Below are 19,668 nucleotides of genomic sequence, written 5' to 3'. Positions count from 1 at the left end.
TCCCCCTCAGGAGCCCGGAACCGTGACGACCGGAACCGCGATGACGCTCGCTCTCGGCCCGAGCTGGCTGGATCCGAACCAACTTCTCGACTCGTTCGGCATCTGGGGCCTGCTCCTGGTGGTCTTCGCCGAGTCCGGCCTCCTGATCGGCTTCTTCCTGCCGGGTGACTCGCTCCTGTTCACCTGCGGTCTGCTGATCACCTCGAACCAGCTGGACTTCCCGCTCTGGGCCGCCATCGCCCTGATCTGCCTCGCCGCGATCCTCGGCGACCAGGCGGGCTACATGTTCGGCAAGAAGGTCGGCCCGTCGCTCTTCAACCGTGCGGACTCCCGCATCTTCAAGCAGGAGAACGTCACCAAGGCGCACGAGTTCTTCGAGAAGCACGGCCCCAAGTCCCTGATCCTGGCCCGCTTCGTACCGGTGATCCGGACGTTCACGCCGATCATCGCCGGTGTCAGCGGTATGGCCTACCGCTCGTTCCTGACGTTCAACGTCATCGGCGGCGTCCTGTGGGGCGCCGGCGTCACCCTGCTCGGCTCCTGGCTCGGCAAGATCGAGTTCGTCAATGACAACATCGAGCTGATCCTGATCCTGATCGTCCTGATCTCGGTGGTCCCGATCGTCATCGAGTTCCTGCGGGCCCGCGCCAAGGACAAGAAGGCGGCGGCAGCACAGGCGCAGCAGCCGGAGCCGGTCCAGCAGTACCAGGCACCCCCGGTGATGGACGACGCGACGACCCAGCTTCGCCGCATCGAGCCGACGTACACCCCGCAGCAGCCCCAGCAGCAGTACGGCCGGCAGCAGCCGTACTACGACCAGCAGCAGCCCTACTACGACCAGAACGGCCACGACCAGAACGGCTACGGCCAGGGCGGCTACGGCCAGAACGGCTACGACCAGAACGGCTACGACCAGAACGGCTACGACCGGCAGCACAACCCGTACACCGAGGACCACTACCGGGCGCCGTAAGCGGCAACGCCCTGCTTCTGGGGGCGCGGGGAACTGCGCGACGAACCACAACGACCCGCAGCCGCCGTCCCGCCTGAGCCCCCACCCCACGAGGCGCTCAGAACCCCCTGGTCCGCTTCGCGGCCCGCCGCTTCCCGGCCGACCCCACCCGCAGGGTCAGCCGGGAGATCTCCGACCCCAGGTTGACCCCGATGGCGATGGCCATGGCGAGCGACGCCGCCTTGGCCAGCGACACCAGCCCCTTGTCCACCTCGTTCTGGGCCATCGACAGCAGCCCGAAGTAGGTCGCCGACCCCGGCAGCAGCGGCCCGATCGCCGCCGTCGTGTACGGCAGCGCGGAGGCGAACCGGTACCGCGACAGCAGCTGCCCGAACAACCCCACCAGCCCGGCCGCCACCGCCGTGGAGGCGACCGGCGAGATCTTCCCGGCGTCGTGCATCGCGCCGTAGACGCACCACGCCACACCGCCGTTGAGGGTCACCGCCAGCACGGTGGATCGTTCCTGCTGGAGCAGGACGGCGAAGGTCAGCGACAGCACCATCGACGCGGCGATCTGCAGCAGCGGCCGTTCGGAGCCGACCAGCGCCGCGTCCGGGTTGAGCCGCCCGCCCAGCTTCACGCCGAAGTAGAGGACCGTCAGCACCCCGATGACGATGCCGACGAAGAAGTACATGACCTCCAGCAGCCGCGCGGAGGCCGTGATGTAGAAGCCGGTGAGCCCGTCCTGGACGCCCGCGACGAGGGCCCGTCCGGGCAGCAGCGCGAAGAGCCCACCGGTGACGACGGCGGACGCCGCGACGTCGACGTGGGCGAGCGAGAAGGCGACCCCGATCGCGGCAGGCGGCATCGCGGCGATCATGAACTGGTAGAACTCCGGCAGCCCGCGCCCCGCGCACAGCCACGCCAGCCGGTCCCCGAGCATCGCGCCGATCGCGGCCGCCACGAACACCAGCAGGTCACCGCCGACCAGCACGGAGGCCGCCCCGGCCAGCAGCCCGCTCGCGGCGGTCAGCGCCCAGCCGGGGTACGGGTGCCGGTTGCGGCGGATCTCCGCGAGCCGCCGGTAGGCCTCCTCCAGCGAGACATGGGTCTCGGGGTCGGTGAGGTCGTCCACGAGCCGGAAGACGGCGGACAGCCGTGTGTAGTCGGTCCCGCGCCGCCGCACCGTCCTGGACGCGGTCACCGGGTCGTCGACGAGCGAGGGCTGGTACGAGATCGCCAGCAGCGTGAAGGTGACACCCGGCTCGCACCGGTCCAGGCCGTAGGACCGGCAGACCGCGAACATCGCGGCCTCCACGTCCTCCGCGCCCTCCCCGCCCGCCAGCAGCAACTCCCCGATACGCAGGGTCAGGTCGAGCACGCGCGGGACGGCGGGAGCACCCTCCTCGGCCTTCTGCACCGGCTCCACGGCCGGCCGCTCGGCCACCGGCATGCGCAGCATCGTGCGCATCCGGTCCTGCCAGGGCGCGTCCTTGACGAGGCTGACCGCGGGGAACCCGGAGGCGGGCGTGAAGACGGGCGGGGCGTCCTGGGCGCTGTAGGTGCTCGGCAGGCTGAACGCCGACCCCTCCGGCTCGGCGGCCGCCGGCTGCCGCGCCGCGAGCCCCTCCGGCACCGAGAACTCGGACGTCGTCTCCGGCTCACCGCCGCCGCCCTCAGGGACCTCGATGCCCTGCGGGACGGCGAACTCGGACGTCAGTTCCGGGTCGTACCGCGCCTCGTCCGACCTGGGCTTGCGGTCCTCCGCCTCCGTCACCGTCGCAACGCTCCCTGAACGACAACCTCACCTGACCCTCAGTATGCGCATGACCGCTCGGCGGACACGAAAAACGGGCCCCACGCGCGTGCGTGCGGCCCGCTTCCCGGTGCTGTCCCGGGGTGGTCTCAGTGACCGCCGGTCTCCTTGAAACGCTTGTACGACCGCTCGATCTCCGCCTCGGCGTCGGTGCGGCCGACCCAGTTGGCGCCCTCGACGGACTTGCCGGGCTCCAGGTCCTTGTAGACCTCGAAGAAGTGCTGGATCTCCAGGCGGTCGAACTCCGACACGTGGTGGATGTCGCGCAGGTGCTCCACACGCGGGTCGGTCGCCGGGACGCACAGCAGCTTGTCGTCGCCGCCGGCCTCGTCCGTCATCCGGAACATGCCGATCGCGCGGCACTTGATCAGGCAGCCCGGGAAGGTCGGCTCGTCCAGGATGACCAGCGCGTCCAACGGGTCGCCGTCCTCGCCGAGGGTGTTCTCGACGAAGCCGTAGTCGGTCGGGTAGGCGGTCGAGGTGAAGAGACGACGGTCGAGGCGGATCCGACCGGTCTCGTGGTCCACCTCGTACTTGTTCCGCGAACCCTTCGGGATCTCGATCGTGACGTCGAACTCCACCGGTGGCTCCTCCATGATCAACACATAGTTCTGATGGTTAAGTGTCCCCCACGCAGGTGTGTGATCGCGAAAGGGGCTGGTGGTCGTGCCAGAGCTGGGGCCTTGGCAGTCCGCGAAACCGCGTGTGCGGAAGATCGCGGCCGCCCTACGACCGCGTCTGGCACTCCTGGCGAACGCCACGAAATCGCAGGTCGCGCGGGTGCGGCGAGCGGTGGGACCGCGGCTCGCACGCGCCGCGCGCGCGACGGGACCCCGGCTTGCCACCCTGGTCCGCCCCTCTCGGCCTCGGTCCCGGACGCTCAGGACCTGGCAGTACACCGTGGGCGCCGCCACGGTCGGGCTCGCGCTGGCCGCCGGTGCGGTGACCGCGGCGGGCCCCTGGGACGCCGACGGTCAGCGTACGGCCGAGCGGGACCGGGCCGCCGCCCTGGAGCGGACGGGTGGCACAGATCACGGCTCCGGTGCGGACTCCGTCACAGCCGACGGCGAGCCGCGCCCAGCGCCCAGCGCCGGACCCGTCCTGACGGCGCTGGACGGCGCCACGGACACCGTGAAGTCGGCCCCTGCCGGAAAGTCCGTCGGCCTCTCGGGAACGGCCGTCACGAGCCTGCTGGGGCCCCTCCTGAAGGCCCCGGCGCTCGGCAGTACCCGTACCGCCGTGGTCGTCGACGTGGCCACCGGCAGCCGCCTGTACGGCTCCGGCGCCGACACCGCCCTCACCCCCGCCTCCACCACCAAGATCGCCACCGCCGTCGCCGCCCTGTCCGCCCTCGGCCCCGACCACCGCATCACCACGCGCGTGGCCCTCGAACCCGGCACCAGGGAGGTCGTCCTGGTCGGCGGCGGCGACCCCACCCTGACCGCGCACAAGGACGCGGCCGGCTGGGCCAGCCTGCGCACCCTCGCCACCGAGACGGCGAAGTCGCTGACCGCGCGGGGCATCAAGCAGATCACCCTCTCGTACGACACCACGCTCTACTCCGGCCCCGACCTGCACGTCATCGGCGTCAACGAGAACCTCGCGCGCGTGAGCCCCCTGACGGCCGACGAGGGCCGCACCAACGACTCCGTCGAGGGACCGGTGACCCGGGTGGGCGACCCGGCGGCCGACGCGGCACAGAAGTTCGCGGGCTTTCTGGCGGACGCCGGCGTCAAGACCTCGTCACCCGGCACCGCCAAGGCGAGCAGCCGGGCCGAGACCCTCGCCACCGTCTCCTCGCCGCCGCTGTCCTCGATCGTCGAGCGCATGCTGACCAACAGCGACAACGACATCGCCGAGGCCCTGGCCCGCCAGACGGCGCTCGCGGCCGGCAAGCCGGCCAGCTTCGACGGGGGAGCGGCCGCGATCGAGGCCCAGCTGACCAAGCTGGGCCTGCCGATGACCGGCGCCTCCTTCCACGACGGCAGCGGCCTGAACCGCGACGACCGGCTGACGGCGAACCTCCTCACCGCCCTCCTCGTCAAGGCCGCCGACGTGGACCGGCCGGACCTGCGCGCGGTCCTCACCGGCCTGCCCGTCGCCCACTTCACGGGCACCCTCACCGGCCGCTACACGGACGGCGCGGCAGGCGTCGTACGCGCCAAGACCGGCACCCTCACCGGCGTCAACACCCTCGCCGGCACGGTCGTCGACAAGGACGGCCGCCTCCTCGCCTTCGCCTTCCTCACCGCCAACACGACCGACCCGGTGGCGGCCCAGGCGGCCCTGGACGAAACGGCGACAGCACTGGCGGGCCTGTAACTGCTCCGACCGCCGACCGCTCGCCGACCGCCGACCGCTCGCCGACGTCGAGTCGAAGGGCGGCGCCACGGTCTACCGCTTCACGCCCGCCTACCGCTCGCCGACCGCCGCCCGCCTGTCGCTCGCCTACCGCTCGCCGACCGCCGCCCGCCCGCCTACCGCCCGCCTGCCGCTCGCCGACCGCCGCCCGCCGGCTACCGCTCGCCGACTGCCGCCCGCCGCTCGCCGACGCGCTGGGCGTCCTCGCCGACGTCGAGTCGAAGGGCGGCGCCACGGTCTACCGCTTCACGCCCGCCTACCGCTCGCCGACCGCCGCCCGCCTGTCGCTCGCCTACCGCTCGCCGACCGCCGCCCGCCCGCCTACCGCTCACCGCCCGCCGCCAGCCTGCCGCTCGCCGACTGCCGACCGTCGCCCGTAGGACGATCGCGGGCGGTTCTCGATCGCCGTGGGCAGGCGTTCCGCAGGGCGGAACGGGTGGGCACGGCCGACAGCGCCGGGCACCGTGAAACAAACCCCCGCCTCGCCGACGCAAGCCCTCAACCGCACCGCACCCCACCGCACCACACAAGTCACGCCAACCACACCAACCCGCACGGCCTGCCCCAACCCGTAGCGCTAACGTACGGTTGACACATGACGAGCATCGGTGGCGCTGCTTCATCTGGGATGGTCGACTGGAATCTCGCGGTGGCGACCGCGACCCGACTCGTGCGGCCGGGACCCGAGGTGAGCCGCGACGAGGCCCGGGGCATCGTCGCGGAACTGCGTCGGCACGCGAAGGCCTCGGAGGAACACGTCCGGGGCTTCACTCGTATGGGGACCGACGACATCCACGACACACCCGTTCTGGTGGTCGACAGGCCCGGCTGGGTCAAGGCGAACGTCGCCGGGTTCCGCGAACTCCTCAAGCCGCTGCTCGAGAAGATGCAGGAGCGGCGCGCGGGCACCCCCGGCGGTGCGGTCCTCGGCGCGGTCGGCGGCAAGGTCACCGGCGTGGAACTCGGCATGCTGCTGTCGTTCCTGTCATCCCGGGTCCTCGGCCAGTACGAGACCTTCGCACCCTCCTCGCGCGACCTCCCGGCGGACGAGAACGGCGGCGGCCGACTGCTGCTCGTCGCCCCGAACATCGTCCACGTGGAGCGCGAACTCGACGTCCAGCCCCACGACTTCCGCCTGTGGGTGTGCCTGCACGAGGAGACCCACCGCACCCAGTTCACGGCGGTGCCCTGGCTGCGCGCCCACCTGGAGGGCGAGATCCAGTCGTTCCTGTCGGAGACCGACGTCGACCCGATGACGGTCCTCGAACGCATCCGGGACGCCGCCCAGTCCCTCGCCGGGAGCCGCCCCGAGGCCGAGGAGGACGACGGCGGACGGTCGTTCGTCGAACTCGTCCAGACCCCCGCCCAGCGCGAGATCCTCGGTCGGCTCACCGCCGTCATGTCCCTCCTGGAGGGCCACGCCGACTTCGTCATGGACGGCGTCGGGCCCACGGTCGTGCCGACCGTCGCCGAGATCCGCGAGAAGTTCCAGCAGCGGCGCGCCAAGGGCGCCTCCAGGCTCGACACGACCCTGCGCAAGCTGCTCGGCCTGGACGCCAAACTCCGCCAGTACCGGGACGGCGAACGGTTCGTGCGGGCCGTCGTCGAACAGGTCGGCATGGACGGCTTCAACCGGGTGTGGACCTCCCCGAACACCCTGCCGACCAAGGCCGAGATCGCCAAACCGGCGGACTGGGTCGCGCGGGTGCACCGCAAGGCCGAGTCGTGAACCAACGGATGCGTGGTGAACGGAAACCGGCCGACGGCAGGCGAACGCCCCTCCAATCACCCGTCCGAGGGACCGTGAGCGATGGGTAGGCGTGCGATGCTCGGGGAACGGCCCGTTTCTGTCACCATCGACACACTCTGAGTGACCGATCTCGGGTTCACCCCCCGAAAACTTCATGAAGGGAACCGGACATGGGTCCCCATCCTGCGGTCGCGGCGATACGCCTGGCGGTCCGCCGCGTCCTCCACGACATCCTCACCGACGACAGCCGTCACAGCCGTACAGCCGGTGAGCGCACCGGCGGACGGATCGGCGTGCGCCTCGCGCGCCCCGCCGGCGGTCTCCCCGGGGCCCCGGAGATCCCGGAGCAGACACCGAACGAGCGGCCCCCCTCCCCGCTCGTCCTCGTCGCGTGCTCCGGCGGCGCCGACTCGATGGCGCTCGCCTCCGCCCTCGCCTTCGAGGCCCCCAAGCTCGGCGTCCGCGCCGGCGGCATCACCGTCGACCACGGCCTGCAGCCCGGCTCCGACCTGCGCGCCGAGGAGGTGGTCCTGCGGCTGCGGGAACTCGGCCTCGACCCGGTCGAGTCCATCACCGTGACCGTCGGCCGCGACGGCGGGCCCGAAGCCGCCGCCCGCGACGCCCGCTACGCCGCCCTGGACGCCGCGCTCGAACGGCACGGCGGCACCGCGATCCTGCTCGGCCACACCAGGGACGACCAGGCCGAAACCGTCCTGCTCGGCCTCGCCCGCGGCTCCGGCATCCGCTCCCTGTCCGGAATGGCCGCGGTCTCGGGGGCCGGCGGCCGTTACCGACGCCCGTTCCTCCAGCTGGACCGGCAGACCGCCCGCAAGGCCTGCATGGTCCAGTCCCTGCCCGTCTGGGACGACCCGCACAACACGGACCCGGCCTACACCCGCTCCCGGCTCCGCCACGAGGGCCTGCCCGCCCTGGAGAAGGCCCTCGGCAAGGGTGTCGTCGAGGCGCTCGCCCGCACCGCCCAGCTCTCCCGCGACGACGCCGACGCCCTCGACACCTGGGCCAGCCAGGCCGAGGCCTCCGTACGGGACGCAGCGGGCCTGCTGGAGTGCGCCAAGCTCTACGCCCTGCCCCCCGCGGTCCGTCGCCGGATCCTGCGCCGCGCGGCCATCGAGGCGGGCGCACCGGCCGGTTCCCTGTTCGCCCGGCACATCGAGGAAGTCGACCGCCTCATCACCGGATGGCGAGGCCAGGGGGCCATCAATCTCCCCGGCAAAGTCGTCGCCCAGCGTCAGGGTGGCAGACTGGTGATTCGGCAAGGCTGAATCCCGACCTCGCGAAGAGCTCCCCGGAGCTCCGGCGAGAGGCCGGGTAGGCCGGTGGGACGACCGACCGAAAGTGATGCGGGTGGACGCGAAAGACATGGGTGCCGACCTCCAGCAGGTGCTCATCACCAAGGAAGAGATCGACGCGAAGCTGGCCGAGCTGGCCGCGAAGATCGACGCGGAGTACGCGGGCAAGGACCTTCTCATCGTCGGCGTCCTCAAGGGCGCCGTGATGGTCATGGCGGACCTCGCCCGGGCGCTGTCCACCCCCGTCACCATGGACTGGATGGCCGTGTCCTCGTACGGCGCGGGCACCCAGTCCTCCGGTGTGGTGCGGATCCTCAAGGACCTCGACACCGACATCAAGGGCCGGCACGTCCTGATCGTCGAGGACATCATCGACTCGGGCCTGACCCTGTCCTGGCTGATCAACAACCTCGGCTCCCGCGAGCCCGAGACCCTGAAGATCTGCACCCTGCTGCGCAAGCCGGACGCGGCCAAGGTCGCCATCGACGTCGAGTGGGTCGGCTTCGACATCCCCAACGAGTTCGTCGTCGGCTACGGCCTCGACTACGCCGAGAAGTACCGCAACCTCCCGTTCGTCGGTACGCTCGCGCCTCACGTCTACGGCGGCTGAACCCCGGCTGATACGCCGCGGGGTCCAGTTCCGTAAGACGATCGGGAACCCCAGCGGGTTTCGCGCCGTTGGAGCATGCAGAGACGGGTTTCACCAGTCGTCCGCGCAGCTTCGTGCGGCTTCGGGCCACAATGCTGGGGTACCGTCAGAAGAACTGTCTTATCAAACTCACTATGGCAGGAGGGACGGGGCGACACCGCTCCGTATGGATGGACGTGAAGCGATACTTCCGTGGGCCGGTCATGTGGATCGTGCTGGCCGTCCTTGCCGTGGTCGTGTTGATGCAGGTCGTCGGCTCGTCCGGCGGCTACAAGACGGTGGACACCGGCCAGGTCGTGGCGGCGATCAATGACAACAAGGTGGAATCGGCGAAGCTGACCACCGGTGACGAGCAGACCATCAAGGTCACGCTCAAGAACGGCGAGAAGGTCGACGGCAGCTCGAAGATCCAGGCGAGCTACATCGGCGACCAGGGCGTGGCCCTCGCCAACACGCTGCAGACCAAGTACCAGGACAAGCAGATCACCGACGGCTACACCGTCGCGCCGACCAAGCAGAACGCCTTCGTCAGCGTCCTGCTCTCCCTGCTGCCCTTCGTCCTCATCGTGGTCGTCTTCCTGTTCCTGATGAACCAGATGCAGGGCGGCGGCTCCCGGGTCATGAACTTCGGCAAGTCCAAGGCGAAGCTCATCACCAAGGACACCCCGAAGACGACCTTCGCGGACGTCGCGGGCTGCGACGAGGCCGTCGAGGAACTCCACGAGATCAAGGAGTTCCTGCAGGAGCCGGCCAAGTTCCAGGCCGTCGGCGCCAAGATCCCCAAGGGCGTGCTCCTCTACGGCCGCCCCGGCACCGGCAAGACGCTCCTCGCGCGCGCCGTCGCCGGCGAGGCGGGCGTCCCCTTCTACTCGATCTCCGGTTCCGACTTCGTCGAGATGTTCGTCGGTGTCGGTGCCTCCCGGGTCCGCGACCTCTTCGAGCAGGCCAAGGCGAACGCCCCGGCGATCGTCTTCGTCGACGAGATCGACGCGGTCGGCCGCCACCGCGGCGCCGGCCTCGGCGGTGGTCACGACGAGCGCGAGCAGACGCTGAACCAGCTGCTCGTGGAGATGGACGGCTTCGACGTCAAGGGCGGCGTGATCCTCATCGCCGCGACGAACCGGCCCGACATCCTCGACCCGGCGCTGCTGCGCCCGGGCCGCTTCGACCGCCAGATCGCGGTCGACCCGCCGGACCTGCAGGGCCGTCTGGAGATCCTCAAGGTCCACCAGAAGGGCAAGCCGGTCGCGCCCGACGTCGATCTCGCGGCGGTCGCCCGCCGCACCCCGGGCTTCACCGGCGCCGACCTGTCGAACGTGCTGAACGAGGCGGCTCTGCTCACGGCCCGCAGCGACCGCAAGCTCATCGACAACCAGATGCTCGACGAGGCGATCGACCGCGTGGTCGCGGGCCCGCAGAAGCGGACCCGGATCATGTCGGACAAGGAGAAGAAGATCACCGCGTACCACGAGGGCGGCCACGCCCTGGTCGCGGCGGCCTCCCCGAACTCCGACCCGGTCCACAAGATCACGATCCTGTCCCGCGGCCGCGCCCTCGGCTACACGATGGTCCTGCCGGACGAGGACAAGTACTCGACCACGCGCAACGAGATGCTCGACCAGCTCGCCTACATGCTGGGCGGCCGCGCGGCCGAGGAACTGGTCTTCCACGACCCGACCACCGGCGCCGCCAACGACATCGAGAAGGCCACGGCCACCGCCCGCGCGATGGTCACGCAGTACGGCATGACCGAGCGTCTCGGCGCGATCAAGTTCGGCGGCGACAACACCGAGCCCTTCCTCGGCCGTGAGATGTCCCACCAGCGCGACTACTCGGAAGAGGTCGCGGCCCTGGTGGACGAGGAAGTCAAGAAGCTCATCGAGAACGCGCACAACGAGGCCTGGGAGATCCTGGTCGAGAACCGCGACGTCCTCGACAACCTGGTGCTCCAGCTCCTGGAGAAGGAGACCCTGGGCAAGGAGGAGATCGCCGAGGTCTTCTCCGCCATCGTCAAGCGCCCGGCCCGGCCCGCCTGGACCGGCTCCTCCCGCCGTACGCCGTCCACCCGCCCGCCGGTGCTCTCCCCGAAGGAGCTCGCACTGACCAACGGGGCCAACGGCGCCACCGCGGCGATCAGCACTGTCAAGGCCACGGCGGCCGAATCCGCCCCCGCGGTCGAGAAGGCTCCCGAGGACCGCCCCGAGAGCTGACTCACACCGGCCTCACCTGGCTCGGAATGGATGCCGCGCCCCCCAGGACCTAGCCTGGGGGGCGCGGCATTTCCGTAATGCCTGTACATGAGGCGCGTGATCCACATGTGCTCACCCTGAGGAACGAGGCACCCCAGATGACCGACCCCGTGACCCTGGACGGCGAAGGCACCATCGGCGAGTTCGACGAGAAACGCGCCGAGAACGCCGTACGCGAACTCCTCATCGCGGTCGGCGAAGACCCCGACCGCGAGGGCCTCCGGGAGACTCCGGCGCGGGTCGCGCGGGCGTACAAGGAGATCTTCGCGGGGTTGTGGCAGAAGCCCGAGGACGTCCTGACCACCACGTTCGACATCGGGCACGACGAAATGGTGCTCGTGAAGGACATCGAGGTCTACAGCACCTGTGAACATCATCTGGTCCCGTTCCACGGTGTCGCCCACGTCGGGTACATCCCGTCGGTATCGGGGAAGATCACCGGGTTGTCCAAGCTGGCCCGGCTGGTCGACGTCTACGCCCGGCGCCCGCAGGTGCAGGAACGTCTCACTACGCAGATCGCGGACTCGCTGATGCAGATCCTGGAGCCGCGGGGCGTCATCGTGGTCGTCGAGTGCGAGCACATGTGCATGTCGATGCGGGGAATCCGCAAGCCCGGCGCCAAGACCATAACGTCGGCGGTCCGTGGCCAGCTGCGGGACGCGGCCACGCGCAACGAGGCGATGAGCCTCATCATGGCCCGCTGACGCCCGGCCCTGCCCGGGGTCACGCCACCGGCTCGGCCCCGCTGTGGTTGTTGTCGTCGTCCTCCGGAAGCCTGCACACCCGTTCCAGGAACATGGCTGCCGCTATGACGGCGATGCCGGCGACGACCGAGAAGGCGGCGTAGAGGGCCTGGTCGCGGCGGGTGGGGAGGTCGAGGAGTTCGAGGAGGAAGACGCCGGTGCCGCCGTACATGCCGGCGACGAGGGCGGCGACGAGGGCGCTCGCCTGGCCGAAGACGACGGCTCGGGCGGCCATCAGGGGGTCGACGCCCTTGGCGCCGGGGCGGCGCTCGCGCTGGGCCTTGAGACGGGCGCGCAGCGAGAGCGCGGTGGAGAGCAGGACCACGGCGATCAGGGCGAGGACGATCGGGGCGGCGACGGGCACGCTGGGCAGCGTCCCCACCGCGTTCCAGAGGCGGGCGGCCGCCCAGGACAGCACTCCGGCCACGACGAAGACGCCGGCCAGCACCCTGATCCGCAGCTCTTTCACTGTTTTCCTTCAGCTCCCCCGCAGCGATGTGGTCGTCTCGACCTTAACGACTACTCGGGCAGTCGGAGTTCCAGGTCCCCGCGGGCTTCCACGCCGTGCCGGGTGACGGCGGCCAGGAGGTCGGCGACGGTGCCGCGGCCGGGCAGCAGGGCCTCCGGGTCGACGTCGTACCAGGGCGCGAGCACGAAGGCGCGTTCGTGGGCGCGCGGGTGCGGGAGGGTGAGGTGCGGGTCGTCGGAGACGACGTCGGCGTAGGCGACGATGTCGACGTCGAGGGTGCGCGGGCCCCAGTGCTCGTCGCGCACCCGGTTGAACGCCTCCTCGACCGCGTGCGCCCGCTCCAGCAGGGAGGACGGCGGGAGGGTGGTCTTCAGCACCACGATCGCGTTGAAGTACGTCGGCTGGCTGCCGGGCTCGACGCCCCACGGCTCCGTCTCGTACACCGGCGACACGGCCTTGATGCGGACGCCCGGGGTGTCCTCCAGCGCGTCGACGGCGCCCTGAAGGGTCTCCAGGCGGTTGCCGAGGTTGGAGCCGAGGGCGACCACGGCGCGTTTGGGGTTGGACAGGGTGGTGTCGGCGGCGTCGACCTGCGCGACGACGGAGGCGGGCACCGGCTGGACGGTCGGGTCGACGGGACCCCGCAGGGAGGATGCGGTCATACTCGGCTCCGGGTGATGGTGACGGTGACGTCGTCGAAGGGGACGGTGATGGGCGCGTCCGGCTTGTGGACCTGGACCTCGACCTCTCTTACCCCCTCGTGCTTGAGGCAGACCTGGGCGATCCGCTCGGCGAGCGTCTCGATCAGGTTCACCGGTTCCCCCTCGACCACGGCGACGACCTCCTCGGCCACGATGCCGTAGTGCACGGTCTTCGTCAGGTCGTCGTCGGCCGCCGCCGGACGGGTGTCCAGGCCGAGGGCGAGGTCCACGATGAAGGTCTGGCCCTCCTCGCGCTCCTTCGGGAAGACACCGTGGTGCCCGCGGGCCCTCAGGCCGCGCAGCGCGACACGATCCACGCGAATCACTCCTGCAATCGTCGGTGTGCGGCCGGGCCGCACCGCGTGCGGGCGATGGACCGGCCTCACACGAATCTACCTGCGGGCACTGACAGCGCCGGGGAACGGGGCCCGGGTTCGCCGGGGTGCGGCAGGGTTCATCGGGTGTTTCCCGCGGAGAACCCGGTGGCTCATGGGCCGGTAGCCGTACCTACTCGCGGGTTCGTGATTCCAGCCACTTCTTGGTCCGCCAGGGGGTGTCCGGCGCTAGGAGGGCGTGTCGTCCTCTTCGTCCCCGTCGGTCTCGGAGAGCACCGGTGAGGCGTGGTGGGACCAGAGCTTCCAGCCGTCCCGGGTGCGCCGGAACACGTTCGTGGCGACGACCAGCTGTCCGACCAGCGGGCCGAGTTCCTGGCTGCCCTCGGGGGCCGGGCCGCCGCTGAGGATGTTCTCCGTGCAGGTCACCAGGGCGGTGTCGCCGGTGACGGAGACGTGCACGTCGGTGAGGAAGAACTGGATGTAGTCGGTGTTCGCCATGATCAGCGCGTACGACCGCAGGACCTCGCCGCGGCCGGTGAGCACCGGCCAGCCGGGATGCACGCAGGAGATCACCCCGCTGTCGGCGGGGTCGTGGTACTCCTCGTCGACGCCCAGGTCGGCGGGGGTGAGCCAGAGGCCTGAGACGGTCTCGAAGTCGCCGTTCTCCAGTGCCTCGTAGAAGGCGGTGTTGGCGGCCTCGACCTGCTCGACGTCGGTATGGGGGGCGCTCACCGGGCTCCTTCACCCGGCGCGTCCGTTCCGGTGCGCGCTCCTTCTATGGCGCGCGCGACCCGTACCGCGTCGGCCGTGGCGCGTACTTCGTGCACGCGCACCGCCCACGCGCCGGCGTGCGCCGCGAGCGCGGAGACGGCGGCGGTCGCGGCGTCGCGCTCCCGGGCCGGCGGGGGCGCCGCTTCGGGTCCGGCCAGGACCCGGCCGAGGAACCGCTTGCGGGAGGCGGCGACGAGGAGGGGGTGGCCCAGGGCGTGCAGCCGGTCGAGGTGGGCGAGGAGGGTCAGGTCGTGCTCGGAGTTCTTGGAGAAGCCGAGGCCGGGGTCGACGACGATCCGGTCGGGGGAGATGCCGCCGGCCAGGACGGCGTCCACGCGCGCGTGCAGTTCGTCGAGGACCTCGCCGACGACGTCGGCGTACACGCCCTTGACGTTGCCGCCCTCCAGGAAGCCGCGCCAGTGCATGACGACGAAGGGGGCGCCGGCGTCGGCGACGACGGGGATCATGTCGGGGTCGGCCAGGCCGCCGCTGACGTCGTTGACGAGGGCGGCGCCGGCGGCGAGGGCCTGCCGGGCGACGGAGGCGCGCATGGTGTCGACGGAGACGACGACGCCTTCGGCGGCGAGGCCGCGGACGACGGGGACGACCCGGCGCAGTTCCTCGTCCTCGTCGACGCGGGTGGCGCCCGGGCGGGTGGACTCGCCGCCGACGTCGACCAGGTCGGCGCCCTGGGCGCCGAGGTCGAGGCCGTGCTTGACGGCGGTGGTCGTGTCGAACCAGCGGCCGCCGTCGGAGAAGGAGTCGGGGGTGACGTTCACGACCCCCATGACCGCGCACCGGTCCCATGCCGGAAGCCCTGCCACCTGGCCACGTCCGCTGTGGTTGCTCATACGTTCAGCGTAGGCCCAGGGCCCCGTGGCCAGCCCCGTGGCCCGAGCGGCGCCCTCAGGGCTGGAGGGGGCGGGGCGTCCGCTCGGGCCGGTCAGGGGGTCAGGCCGCGCGTACACCCTGTTCGGCGATGCTGTGGGCGCACGGGCGGGGGGCGGGTGCCTGGCGGCGCAGGAAGCGGGGCAGCGGGAGGGCGAGGCTGACGAAGCCCTCTGCCTGCATGGCGGCGAGGCCGATGCGCGGGAGGTCGCCGGAGGCCCGGTAGACCACGAAGCGCGGTTCCCAGCGGGGCTGGAACTTGGCGTTGAACTTGTACAGGGACTCGATCTGGAACCAGCGGGAGAGGAAGACCAGCAGTCCGCGCCAGGCGCGCAGCACCGGTCCGGCGCCGATCTTCTCGCCGCGGGCGAGCGCCGAGCGGAACATGGCGAAGTTGAGGGATATCCGGTTGATGCCGAGTTTCGGGGCGGCCTGGAGGGCGGCCACGATGAGCAGTTCGTTCATCCCGGGGTCGGCGGAGCGGTCGCGGCGCATCAGGTCGAGGGAGACGCCGTCGGTGCCCCAGGGCACGAAGTGCAGGATCGCCTTGAGGTCGCCGTACTGGCCGGGCTCATCATCCGCCTTGTGGGCGGTGGCGATCAGGCAGTCGCCGTCGGCGGGGTCGCCGATGCGGCCGAGGGCCATGGAGAAGCCGCGCTCGGTGTCGGTGCCGCGCCAGTCCTCGGCGGCGCGGCGGATGCGGTCGAGTTCGGCCTCGCCGAGGTCACGGATGCGCCGTACCCGGGTTTCGTAGCCGGCCCGCTCGATGCGCTTGACCATCTGGCGCACGTTGCGCATCGCGCGTCCGGCGAGCGAGAAATCCGCGACGTCCACCACCGCCTCGTCGCCCAGTTCGAGGGCGTCCAGGCCGGTCTCGCGGGTCCACACCTCGCCGCCGGTCTCCGAGCAGCCCATGACGGCGGGGGTCCAGGAGTGGGCCTTGGCCTCGTCCATGAAGCGTTCGATGGCGCCGGGCCAGGCCTCGACGTCGCCGATCGGGTCGCCGCTGGCGAGCATCACGCCGGAGACGACGCGGTAGGTGACCGCCGCCTTGCCGCTGGGGGAGAAGACGACCGCCTTGTCGCGGCGGAGCGCGAAGTGGCCGAGGGAGTCGCGGGCACCGTGCTTGTCGAGCAGGGCGCGCAGCTGGGTCTCGTCCTCCTCGGTGAGGTGGGCGGCGGGGTGTTCGGGGCGGAAGGCGAGGTAGATGGTGGTGACCGCGGTGATCAGCCCGAGGGCGCCGAGGGAGAAGGCGACCGTCCAGGAGGTGGAGCCCTCGTAGTCGACGGGGCCCTCGAAGCCGAACAGGCCGTACAGGACGTGGGTGATGCGGTCGGCCAGGCTGGGGTCGCCGATCGTGCGCCTGGGGTGGGCGCTGACGACGACCAGGCCGAGCGCGAGCGAACCGGCGCTCATGAGGACGAAGTTGGCGAGCGCGCGCCACCGGCTGCGGGGGTCGGGGAGCGCCTTGAACTCGTCGCGGTGGAGCACGAGCGGCACGAACAGGGCGAGCGAGATCAGCGCGCCGATGACCGAGTGCCGGTACACGAACTGCGAGATGGCGCCGGCCGGCAGCAGCGCGACCGCGGCCCGCCAGGCCCGCCGCTTTCGCCGCTTGAGGCCGTGCGCGAGCAGCAGCAACAGCACGCCGACGCTGAGCGAGAGCGCGGCGGCGAACGGGCCGAGCGAGCCTGGCAGCACCTCGGCCATGGCGTGCATACGGCTGTGACGGAAGCGCGGGAACACACCCGCGGCGATGTCCAGGACGCCTACGACCGCGCACGCCCTGCCGACCAGGGCGGGGACGGCCTCAGGGCGCGGGCCGCGGACTATGCGCCGCGCCCGGCCTGATCGGCTCGGAACCTCGCCCGACATTTCCCCATCTATCCTGACAGACATCGTATCCCGTAGTTCTGCGAGAGACCTTGAACCCGGGCCCGATTCGGGCATCCGGCGACATTGCGCCCTCTAGGACGGTGTCTCGGGGGGAGAGGTTCACTCCCCACCGGAAAGCCGGTTCAAAGGCCAGGGAAAGCCCGGGGCAAGGCTCGCTGAAAACAGCGAAGGTCACGGGGGAAAGCGCAGGCAGGAAGCACCTCATGGGTCTCACGAGCAATAAACTGCTGGCATTGGCGATCTTGTGCGCCGTACTGCTGTTCGTCGGCACGGTGTGGCTGTGGCCCCGGCTCGGCCGCCGGAACTGGCGGGCCGTCAGCGGCCGCGTCGGTCTTCTGCTGGCCACCCAGCTGGCCCTCTTCGCGTGCGTCGGGATAGCGGTCAACCAGGCCTTCGGCTTCTACGCGAGCTGGGCGGACCTGCTCGGCACGGAGACCGACCAGGGCGTGGTCGTCAACCACGCCTCCGGCCCGCTCCAGGTGCTGTCCACCTCGGAGGTGCACGGCATGGGCGGCTCGCTGCCCCGGACGGCCGGGCAGATCCAGCAGGTCGGCATAGTCGGCCGTACGACGCACATCACCACGCCCGCCTACGTGTACCTGCCGCCGGAGTACTTCCAGCCGCAGTACCGCACGCGGACGTTCCCGGTGGTGGTCGTCCTCAGCGGCTATCCGGGCACCGCCCGCGCGCTGGTCGACAAGCTGCACTATCCGCGCACGGCGCAGCACCTGGTCCGGGACGGGAAGATGCGTCCGACGATCCTGGTGATGCTGCGGCCCACGGTCGCGCCGCCCCGGGACACCGAGTGCGTGGACGTCCCGCACGGGCCGCAGACCGAGACCTTCTTCGCCAAGGACCTGCCCGACGCCGTGCGCGCGCACTACCGGGCCGCCGTCGGGCAGGGCGGCTGGGGGATCGTCGGCGACTCGACCGGCGGGTACTGCGCGCTCAAGCTCGCCGTGCACCACCCCGGCGTGTACGGGGCAGGGGCCGGGCTCTCCCCGTCGTACAAGGCGCCCCTCGACGCCACGACCGGCGACCTCTTCCAGGGCGACCGGAATCTCCGCGACCGGGCCGACCTCTGGTGGTTCCTGAAGCACGAACCCGCCCCGAACACCTCCCTGCTGGTCACCAGCAGCAAGGTCGGGGAGACCAACTACAAGGCCACGCTGAAATTCATCGCGAGCGTGGAGGCCACGAAGCTGACCCGGATCTCGTCGATCATCCTCGACAGCGGCGGCCACAACTTCAACACCTGGCGCCGCGAGATCCCCGCGACGCTCCAGTGGATCAGCGGCCGACTGGGCGGCCACTGAGTCCCGCCCCTGCCGATACCGTGTGAAGACTTCGTTGTCGCTGTGTTTTTACGGCCCCGGGCACCACGATTCGCCTACGCGCGGTAAGTTTCTGGCCATGCCACGTGGACGCCACCGTCATTCCCCGCCCTTGCACAGGCTGTTGCCTCCCTCGGCGATCGCCGGTGTCTCCCTCGTCTGCGCCCTTGGCCCCTGGCTGTTCTCCCAACCGACGGTGCTGCGCACCCTGGCCGCGATAGCCGCGGCCACCGCGGCCGTCGGTGCCGCCGTCATGCGGCGCTGGGACAGCGAGGCGGGCAAGCAGGTGGCCGACCTCGCACGCGCGCGTGCGAGCGACGAGTGGCGCCACGAGGAGCGGATCGCCGAGCTGGAGACCGACCTGGAGGAGTCGCGGGAGCTGCGCGCCAAGCTGGAGCAGCGGCTGCGCGCGAAGCGGTCGGAGCTGGCCGGGCTGCGCAACGAGCACGCGTCCCTGCTGCGCCGCTACGCCACGGCCGAGACCGAGCGGGCGAGCGCCCTGGAGGGCCGCCGCCTGCTGGAGATCGAGGCCGCCGAGCCGTCGAACGCCCTGCCGGCCCCCCGCAAGGCGGAGGAGGCGGAGGCGCCGGGATCCGCTGCCCCCGGCGAGGAGAAGGCCGAGGAGAAGGCCGCGGACAGTGCCGCGGACGAGGCCGAGGCGCTGACGGTCGAGGAGACGGTTCCCGCGGTCTTCTCTCCGGAGGGTTCCAAGCTGTTCCTGCGGGCCAAGGTGGCATTGGCCCGCTTCGACGCGAAGGACACCCCGAAGGACGGGACCGAGGCGGACACCGACGTTCAGGGCGCGGCGGAGACGGCCGCCGGGACCGAGGCCGCCCCGGCGGCCGAGAGCGCGCCGGAGGACGAGGCGCAGGGGCAGCCCGGGGCGGCCGACGGGCACGCGCGTGCGGCCGCCACGACCACGGCCGGACCGGAGGCGGAGGACACCACCCCGGCGCCGGCGGAGCAGGATGCCCACCCCACGGCGGCACCGTCCGCCCGTTCCGTGCGGCCCTCGGGCCACTTCACGGTGCCCACCGCGGTGGCGGTGCTGCCGGCCGCGCCGATCCCGCGCCCGCTGGTCACCGGCGGTTTCGACTTCTTCGGCACCCAGAAGGGCTCGCCCGCGGGCGGCATGGACGCCATGCACAACGAGGACCTCGCGGACGTCGTCGGCCAGGAGGCGCTCGCGCTCCACAAGGCCGAGTCCGAGGCCGAGTTCAAGCCCGCCGACGCGCAGGCGCGAGGCGTCGGCCAGGTCATCGACCTGACCGCGCACGACGAGACGGAGCAGATCAACCTCGGTGGCCTGCGCAGCGCCGCGTCCTGAACACGGCCATTCTGTGCCGGCGGCGGCGGTCGGTGGTCCGGTGCGGCGCCGTCGTGGCTGGTCGCGCAGTTCCCCGCGCCCCTAGAAGCAGGTCGCCGCGGTGAGCGCCCCTTCAGG

The 19,668-nt window shown here is 71.2% G+C and carries 17 protein-coding genes; 9 read left to right on the top strand and 8 right to left on the bottom strand.

The window, feature by feature from the left end:
• Positions 1-40 precede the first annotated feature (40 nt).
• A complete protein-coding gene (locus tag AB0472_RS07035) occupies positions 41-973 on the top strand; it encodes a VTT domain-containing protein (protein ID WP_366354647.1) in 933 nt (310 codons plus the stop codon).
• 97 nt (positions 974-1,070) lie between these two features.
• Here AB0472_RS07035 and AB0472_RS07030 read toward each other — a convergent pair whose 3' ends face one another.
• Together AB0472_RS07030 and AB0472_RS07025 are read right to left on the bottom strand one after the other, a co-directional pair.
• Positions 1,071-2,729, bottom strand: a complete 1,659-nt coding sequence (locus AB0472_RS07030; protein ID WP_366354107.1) for a threonine/serine exporter family protein — start codon at positions 2,727-2,729, stop codon at positions 1,071-1,073.
• A gap of 128 nt (positions 2,730-2,857) precedes the next feature.
• Complete coding sequence (locus tag AB0472_RS07025; protein WP_018547987.1) at positions 2,858-3,349, bottom strand: inorganic diphosphatase; 492 nt, start codon at positions 3,347-3,349, stop codon at positions 2,858-2,860.
• A 79-nt stretch (positions 3,350-3,428) separates the two neighbouring features.
• Here AB0472_RS07025 and dacB point away from each other — a divergent pair, with 79 nt between their 5' ends.
• From dacB to folE, 6 genes are all read left to right on the top strand, one after another.
• The gene (gene dacB / locus AB0472_RS07020; RefSeq protein ID WP_366354105.1) at positions 3,429-5,090 is read left to right on the top strand and encodes a D-alanyl-D-alanine carboxypeptidase/D-alanyl-D-alanine-endopeptidase; all 1,662 of its coding nucleotides are present in this window, start codon (positions 3,429-3,431) and stop codon (positions 5,088-5,090) included.
• A gap of 634 nt (positions 5,091-5,724) precedes the next feature.
• Positions 5,725-6,858 carry a zinc-dependent metalloprotease gene (locus AB0472_RS07015; protein ID WP_366354103.1) on the top strand — a complete coding sequence of 378 codons (1,134 nt, stop codon included), beginning with the start codon at positions 5,725-5,727 and terminating at the stop codon, positions 6,856-6,858.
• Between the two features lie 191 nt (positions 6,859-7,049).
• Entirely contained in the window at positions 7,050-8,162 is a 1,113-nt protein-coding gene (tilS, locus tag AB0472_RS07010) for a tRNA lysidine(34) synthetase TilS (RefSeq protein ID WP_366354102.1), read from the top strand.
• Positions 8,163-8,238: 76 nt separating this feature from the next.
• The gene (hpt, locus tag AB0472_RS07005; RefSeq protein WP_093500061.1) at positions 8,239-8,799 is read left to right on the top strand and encodes a hypoxanthine phosphoribosyltransferase; all 561 of its coding nucleotides are present in this window, start codon (positions 8,239-8,241) and stop codon (positions 8,797-8,799) included.
• Between the two features lie 209 nt (positions 8,800-9,008).
• Entirely contained in the window at positions 9,009-11,048 is a 2,040-nt protein-coding gene (ftsH, locus tag AB0472_RS07000; RefSeq protein WP_366354100.1) for an ATP-dependent zinc metalloprotease FtsH, read from the top strand.
• A gap of 137 nt (positions 11,049-11,185) precedes the next feature.
• Entirely contained in the window at positions 11,186-11,791 is a 606-nt protein-coding gene (gene folE, locus AB0472_RS06995; protein WP_366354098.1) for a GTP cyclohydrolase I FolE, read from the top strand.
• A gap of 19 nt (positions 11,792-11,810) precedes the next feature.
• On the opposite strand, the gene AB0472_RS06990 is transcribed toward folE, so the two are convergent.
• The 6 genes from AB0472_RS06990 to AB0472_RS06965 form a co-directional block, all read right to left on the bottom strand.
• The gene (locus tag AB0472_RS06990; RefSeq protein ID WP_366354096.1) at positions 11,811-12,299 is read right to left on the bottom strand and encodes a DUF3180 domain-containing protein; all 489 of its coding nucleotides are present in this window, start codon (positions 12,297-12,299) and stop codon (positions 11,811-11,813) included.
• Between the two features lie 50 nt (positions 12,300-12,349).
• Positions 12,350-12,961 carry a 2-amino-4-hydroxy-6-hydroxymethyldihydropteridine diphosphokinase gene (gene folK, locus AB0472_RS06985; protein WP_366354094.1) on the bottom strand — a complete coding sequence of 204 codons (612 nt, stop codon included), beginning with the start codon at positions 12,959-12,961 and terminating at the stop codon, positions 12,350-12,352.
• Complete coding sequence (folB, locus tag AB0472_RS06980; RefSeq protein WP_093500050.1) at positions 12,958-13,317, bottom strand: dihydroneopterin aldolase; 360 nt, start codon at positions 13,315-13,317, stop codon at positions 12,958-12,960. Before folB ends, folK begins: the two co-directional genes overlap by 4 nt.
• Before the next feature lie 246 nt (positions 13,318-13,563).
• Positions 13,564-14,067 (bottom strand): nuclear transport factor 2 family protein, encoded by a 504-nt coding sequence (locus AB0472_RS06975; RefSeq protein WP_366354092.1) that lies wholly within the window; start codon positions 14,065-14,067, stop codon positions 13,564-13,566.
• Positions 14,064-14,957, bottom strand: coding sequence for a dihydropteroate synthase (folP, locus tag AB0472_RS06970; protein WP_366354090.1), 894 nt, complete (start codon positions 14,955-14,957; stop codon positions 14,064-14,066). The genes AB0472_RS06975 and folP overlap by 4 nt, the downstream gene beginning before the upstream one ends.
• Positions 14,958-15,057: 100 nt before the next feature.
• On the bottom strand, positions 15,058-16,869 hold the full coding sequence (locus tag AB0472_RS06965) for a phosphatidylglycerol lysyltransferase domain-containing protein (RefSeq protein ID WP_366354089.1): 1,812 nt from the start codon (positions 16,867-16,869) through the stop codon (positions 15,058-15,060).
• A gap of 224 nt (positions 16,870-17,093) precedes the next feature.
• Here AB0472_RS06965 and AB0472_RS06960 point away from each other — a divergent pair, with 224 nt between their 5' ends.
• Complete coding sequence (locus tag AB0472_RS06960; RefSeq protein WP_366354087.1) at positions 17,094-18,206, top strand: alpha/beta hydrolase-fold protein; 1,113 nt, start codon at positions 17,094-17,096, stop codon at positions 18,204-18,206.
• A gap of 97 nt (positions 18,207-18,303) precedes the next feature.
• On the top strand, positions 18,304-19,551 hold the full coding sequence (locus AB0472_RS06955; RefSeq protein WP_366354085.1) for a hypothetical protein: 1,248 nt from the start codon (positions 18,304-18,306) through the stop codon (positions 19,549-19,551).
• Positions 19,552-19,668 lie beyond the last annotated feature (117 nt).

It is taken from the genome of Streptomyces sp. NPDC086777 (genome assembly GCF_040702065.1).
GTDB lineage: Bacteria > Actinomycetota > Actinomycetes > Streptomycetales > Streptomycetaceae > Streptomyces.
Note: the sequence above shows the minus strand (reverse complement) of the source record. Positions and strands in the feature narration are given on the sequence as shown.

Excerpts from the sequence above, each read along its gene's own strand:
- AB0472_RS07035 (WP_366354647.1), top strand. The coding sequence starts at position 41 with ATGACGCTCGCTCTCGGCCCGAGCTGGCTGGATCCGAACCAACTTCTC.
- AB0472_RS07015 (WP_366354103.1), top strand. The coding sequence starts at position 5,725 with ATGACGAGCATCGGTGGCGCTGCTTCATCTGGGATGGTCGACTGGAAT.
- tilS (WP_366354102.1), top strand. The coding sequence starts at position 7,050 with ATGGGTCCCCATCCTGCGGTCGCGGCGATACGCCTGGCGGTCCGCCGC.
- hpt (WP_093500061.1), top strand. The coding sequence starts at position 8,239 with ATGCGGGTGGACGCGAAAGACATGGGTGCCGACCTCCAGCAGGTGCTC.
- ftsH (WP_366354100.1), top strand. The coding sequence starts at position 9,009 with ATGGACGTGAAGCGATACTTCCGTGGGCCGGTCATGTGGATCGTGCTG.
- folE (WP_366354098.1), top strand. The coding sequence starts at position 11,186 with ATGACCGACCCCGTGACCCTGGACGGCGAAGGCACCATCGGCGAGTTC.
- folK (WP_366354094.1), bottom strand. The coding sequence starts at position 12,961 with ATGACCGCATCCTCCCTGCGGGGTCCCGTCGACCCGACCGTCCAGCCG.
- folP (WP_366354090.1), bottom strand. The coding sequence starts at position 14,957 with ATGAGCAACCACAGCGGACGTGGCCAGGTGGCAGGGCTTCCGGCATGG.
- AB0472_RS06965 (WP_366354089.1), bottom strand. The coding sequence starts at position 16,869 with ATGTCGGGCGAGGTTCCGAGCCGATCAGGCCGGGCGCGGCGCATAGTC.
- AB0472_RS06960 (WP_366354087.1), top strand. The coding sequence starts at position 17,094 with ATGGGTCTCACGAGCAATAAACTGCTGGCATTGGCGATCTTGTGCGCC.
- AB0472_RS06955 (WP_366354085.1), top strand. The coding sequence starts at position 18,304 with ATGCCACGTGGACGCCACCGTCATTCCCCGCCCTTGCACAGGCTGTTG.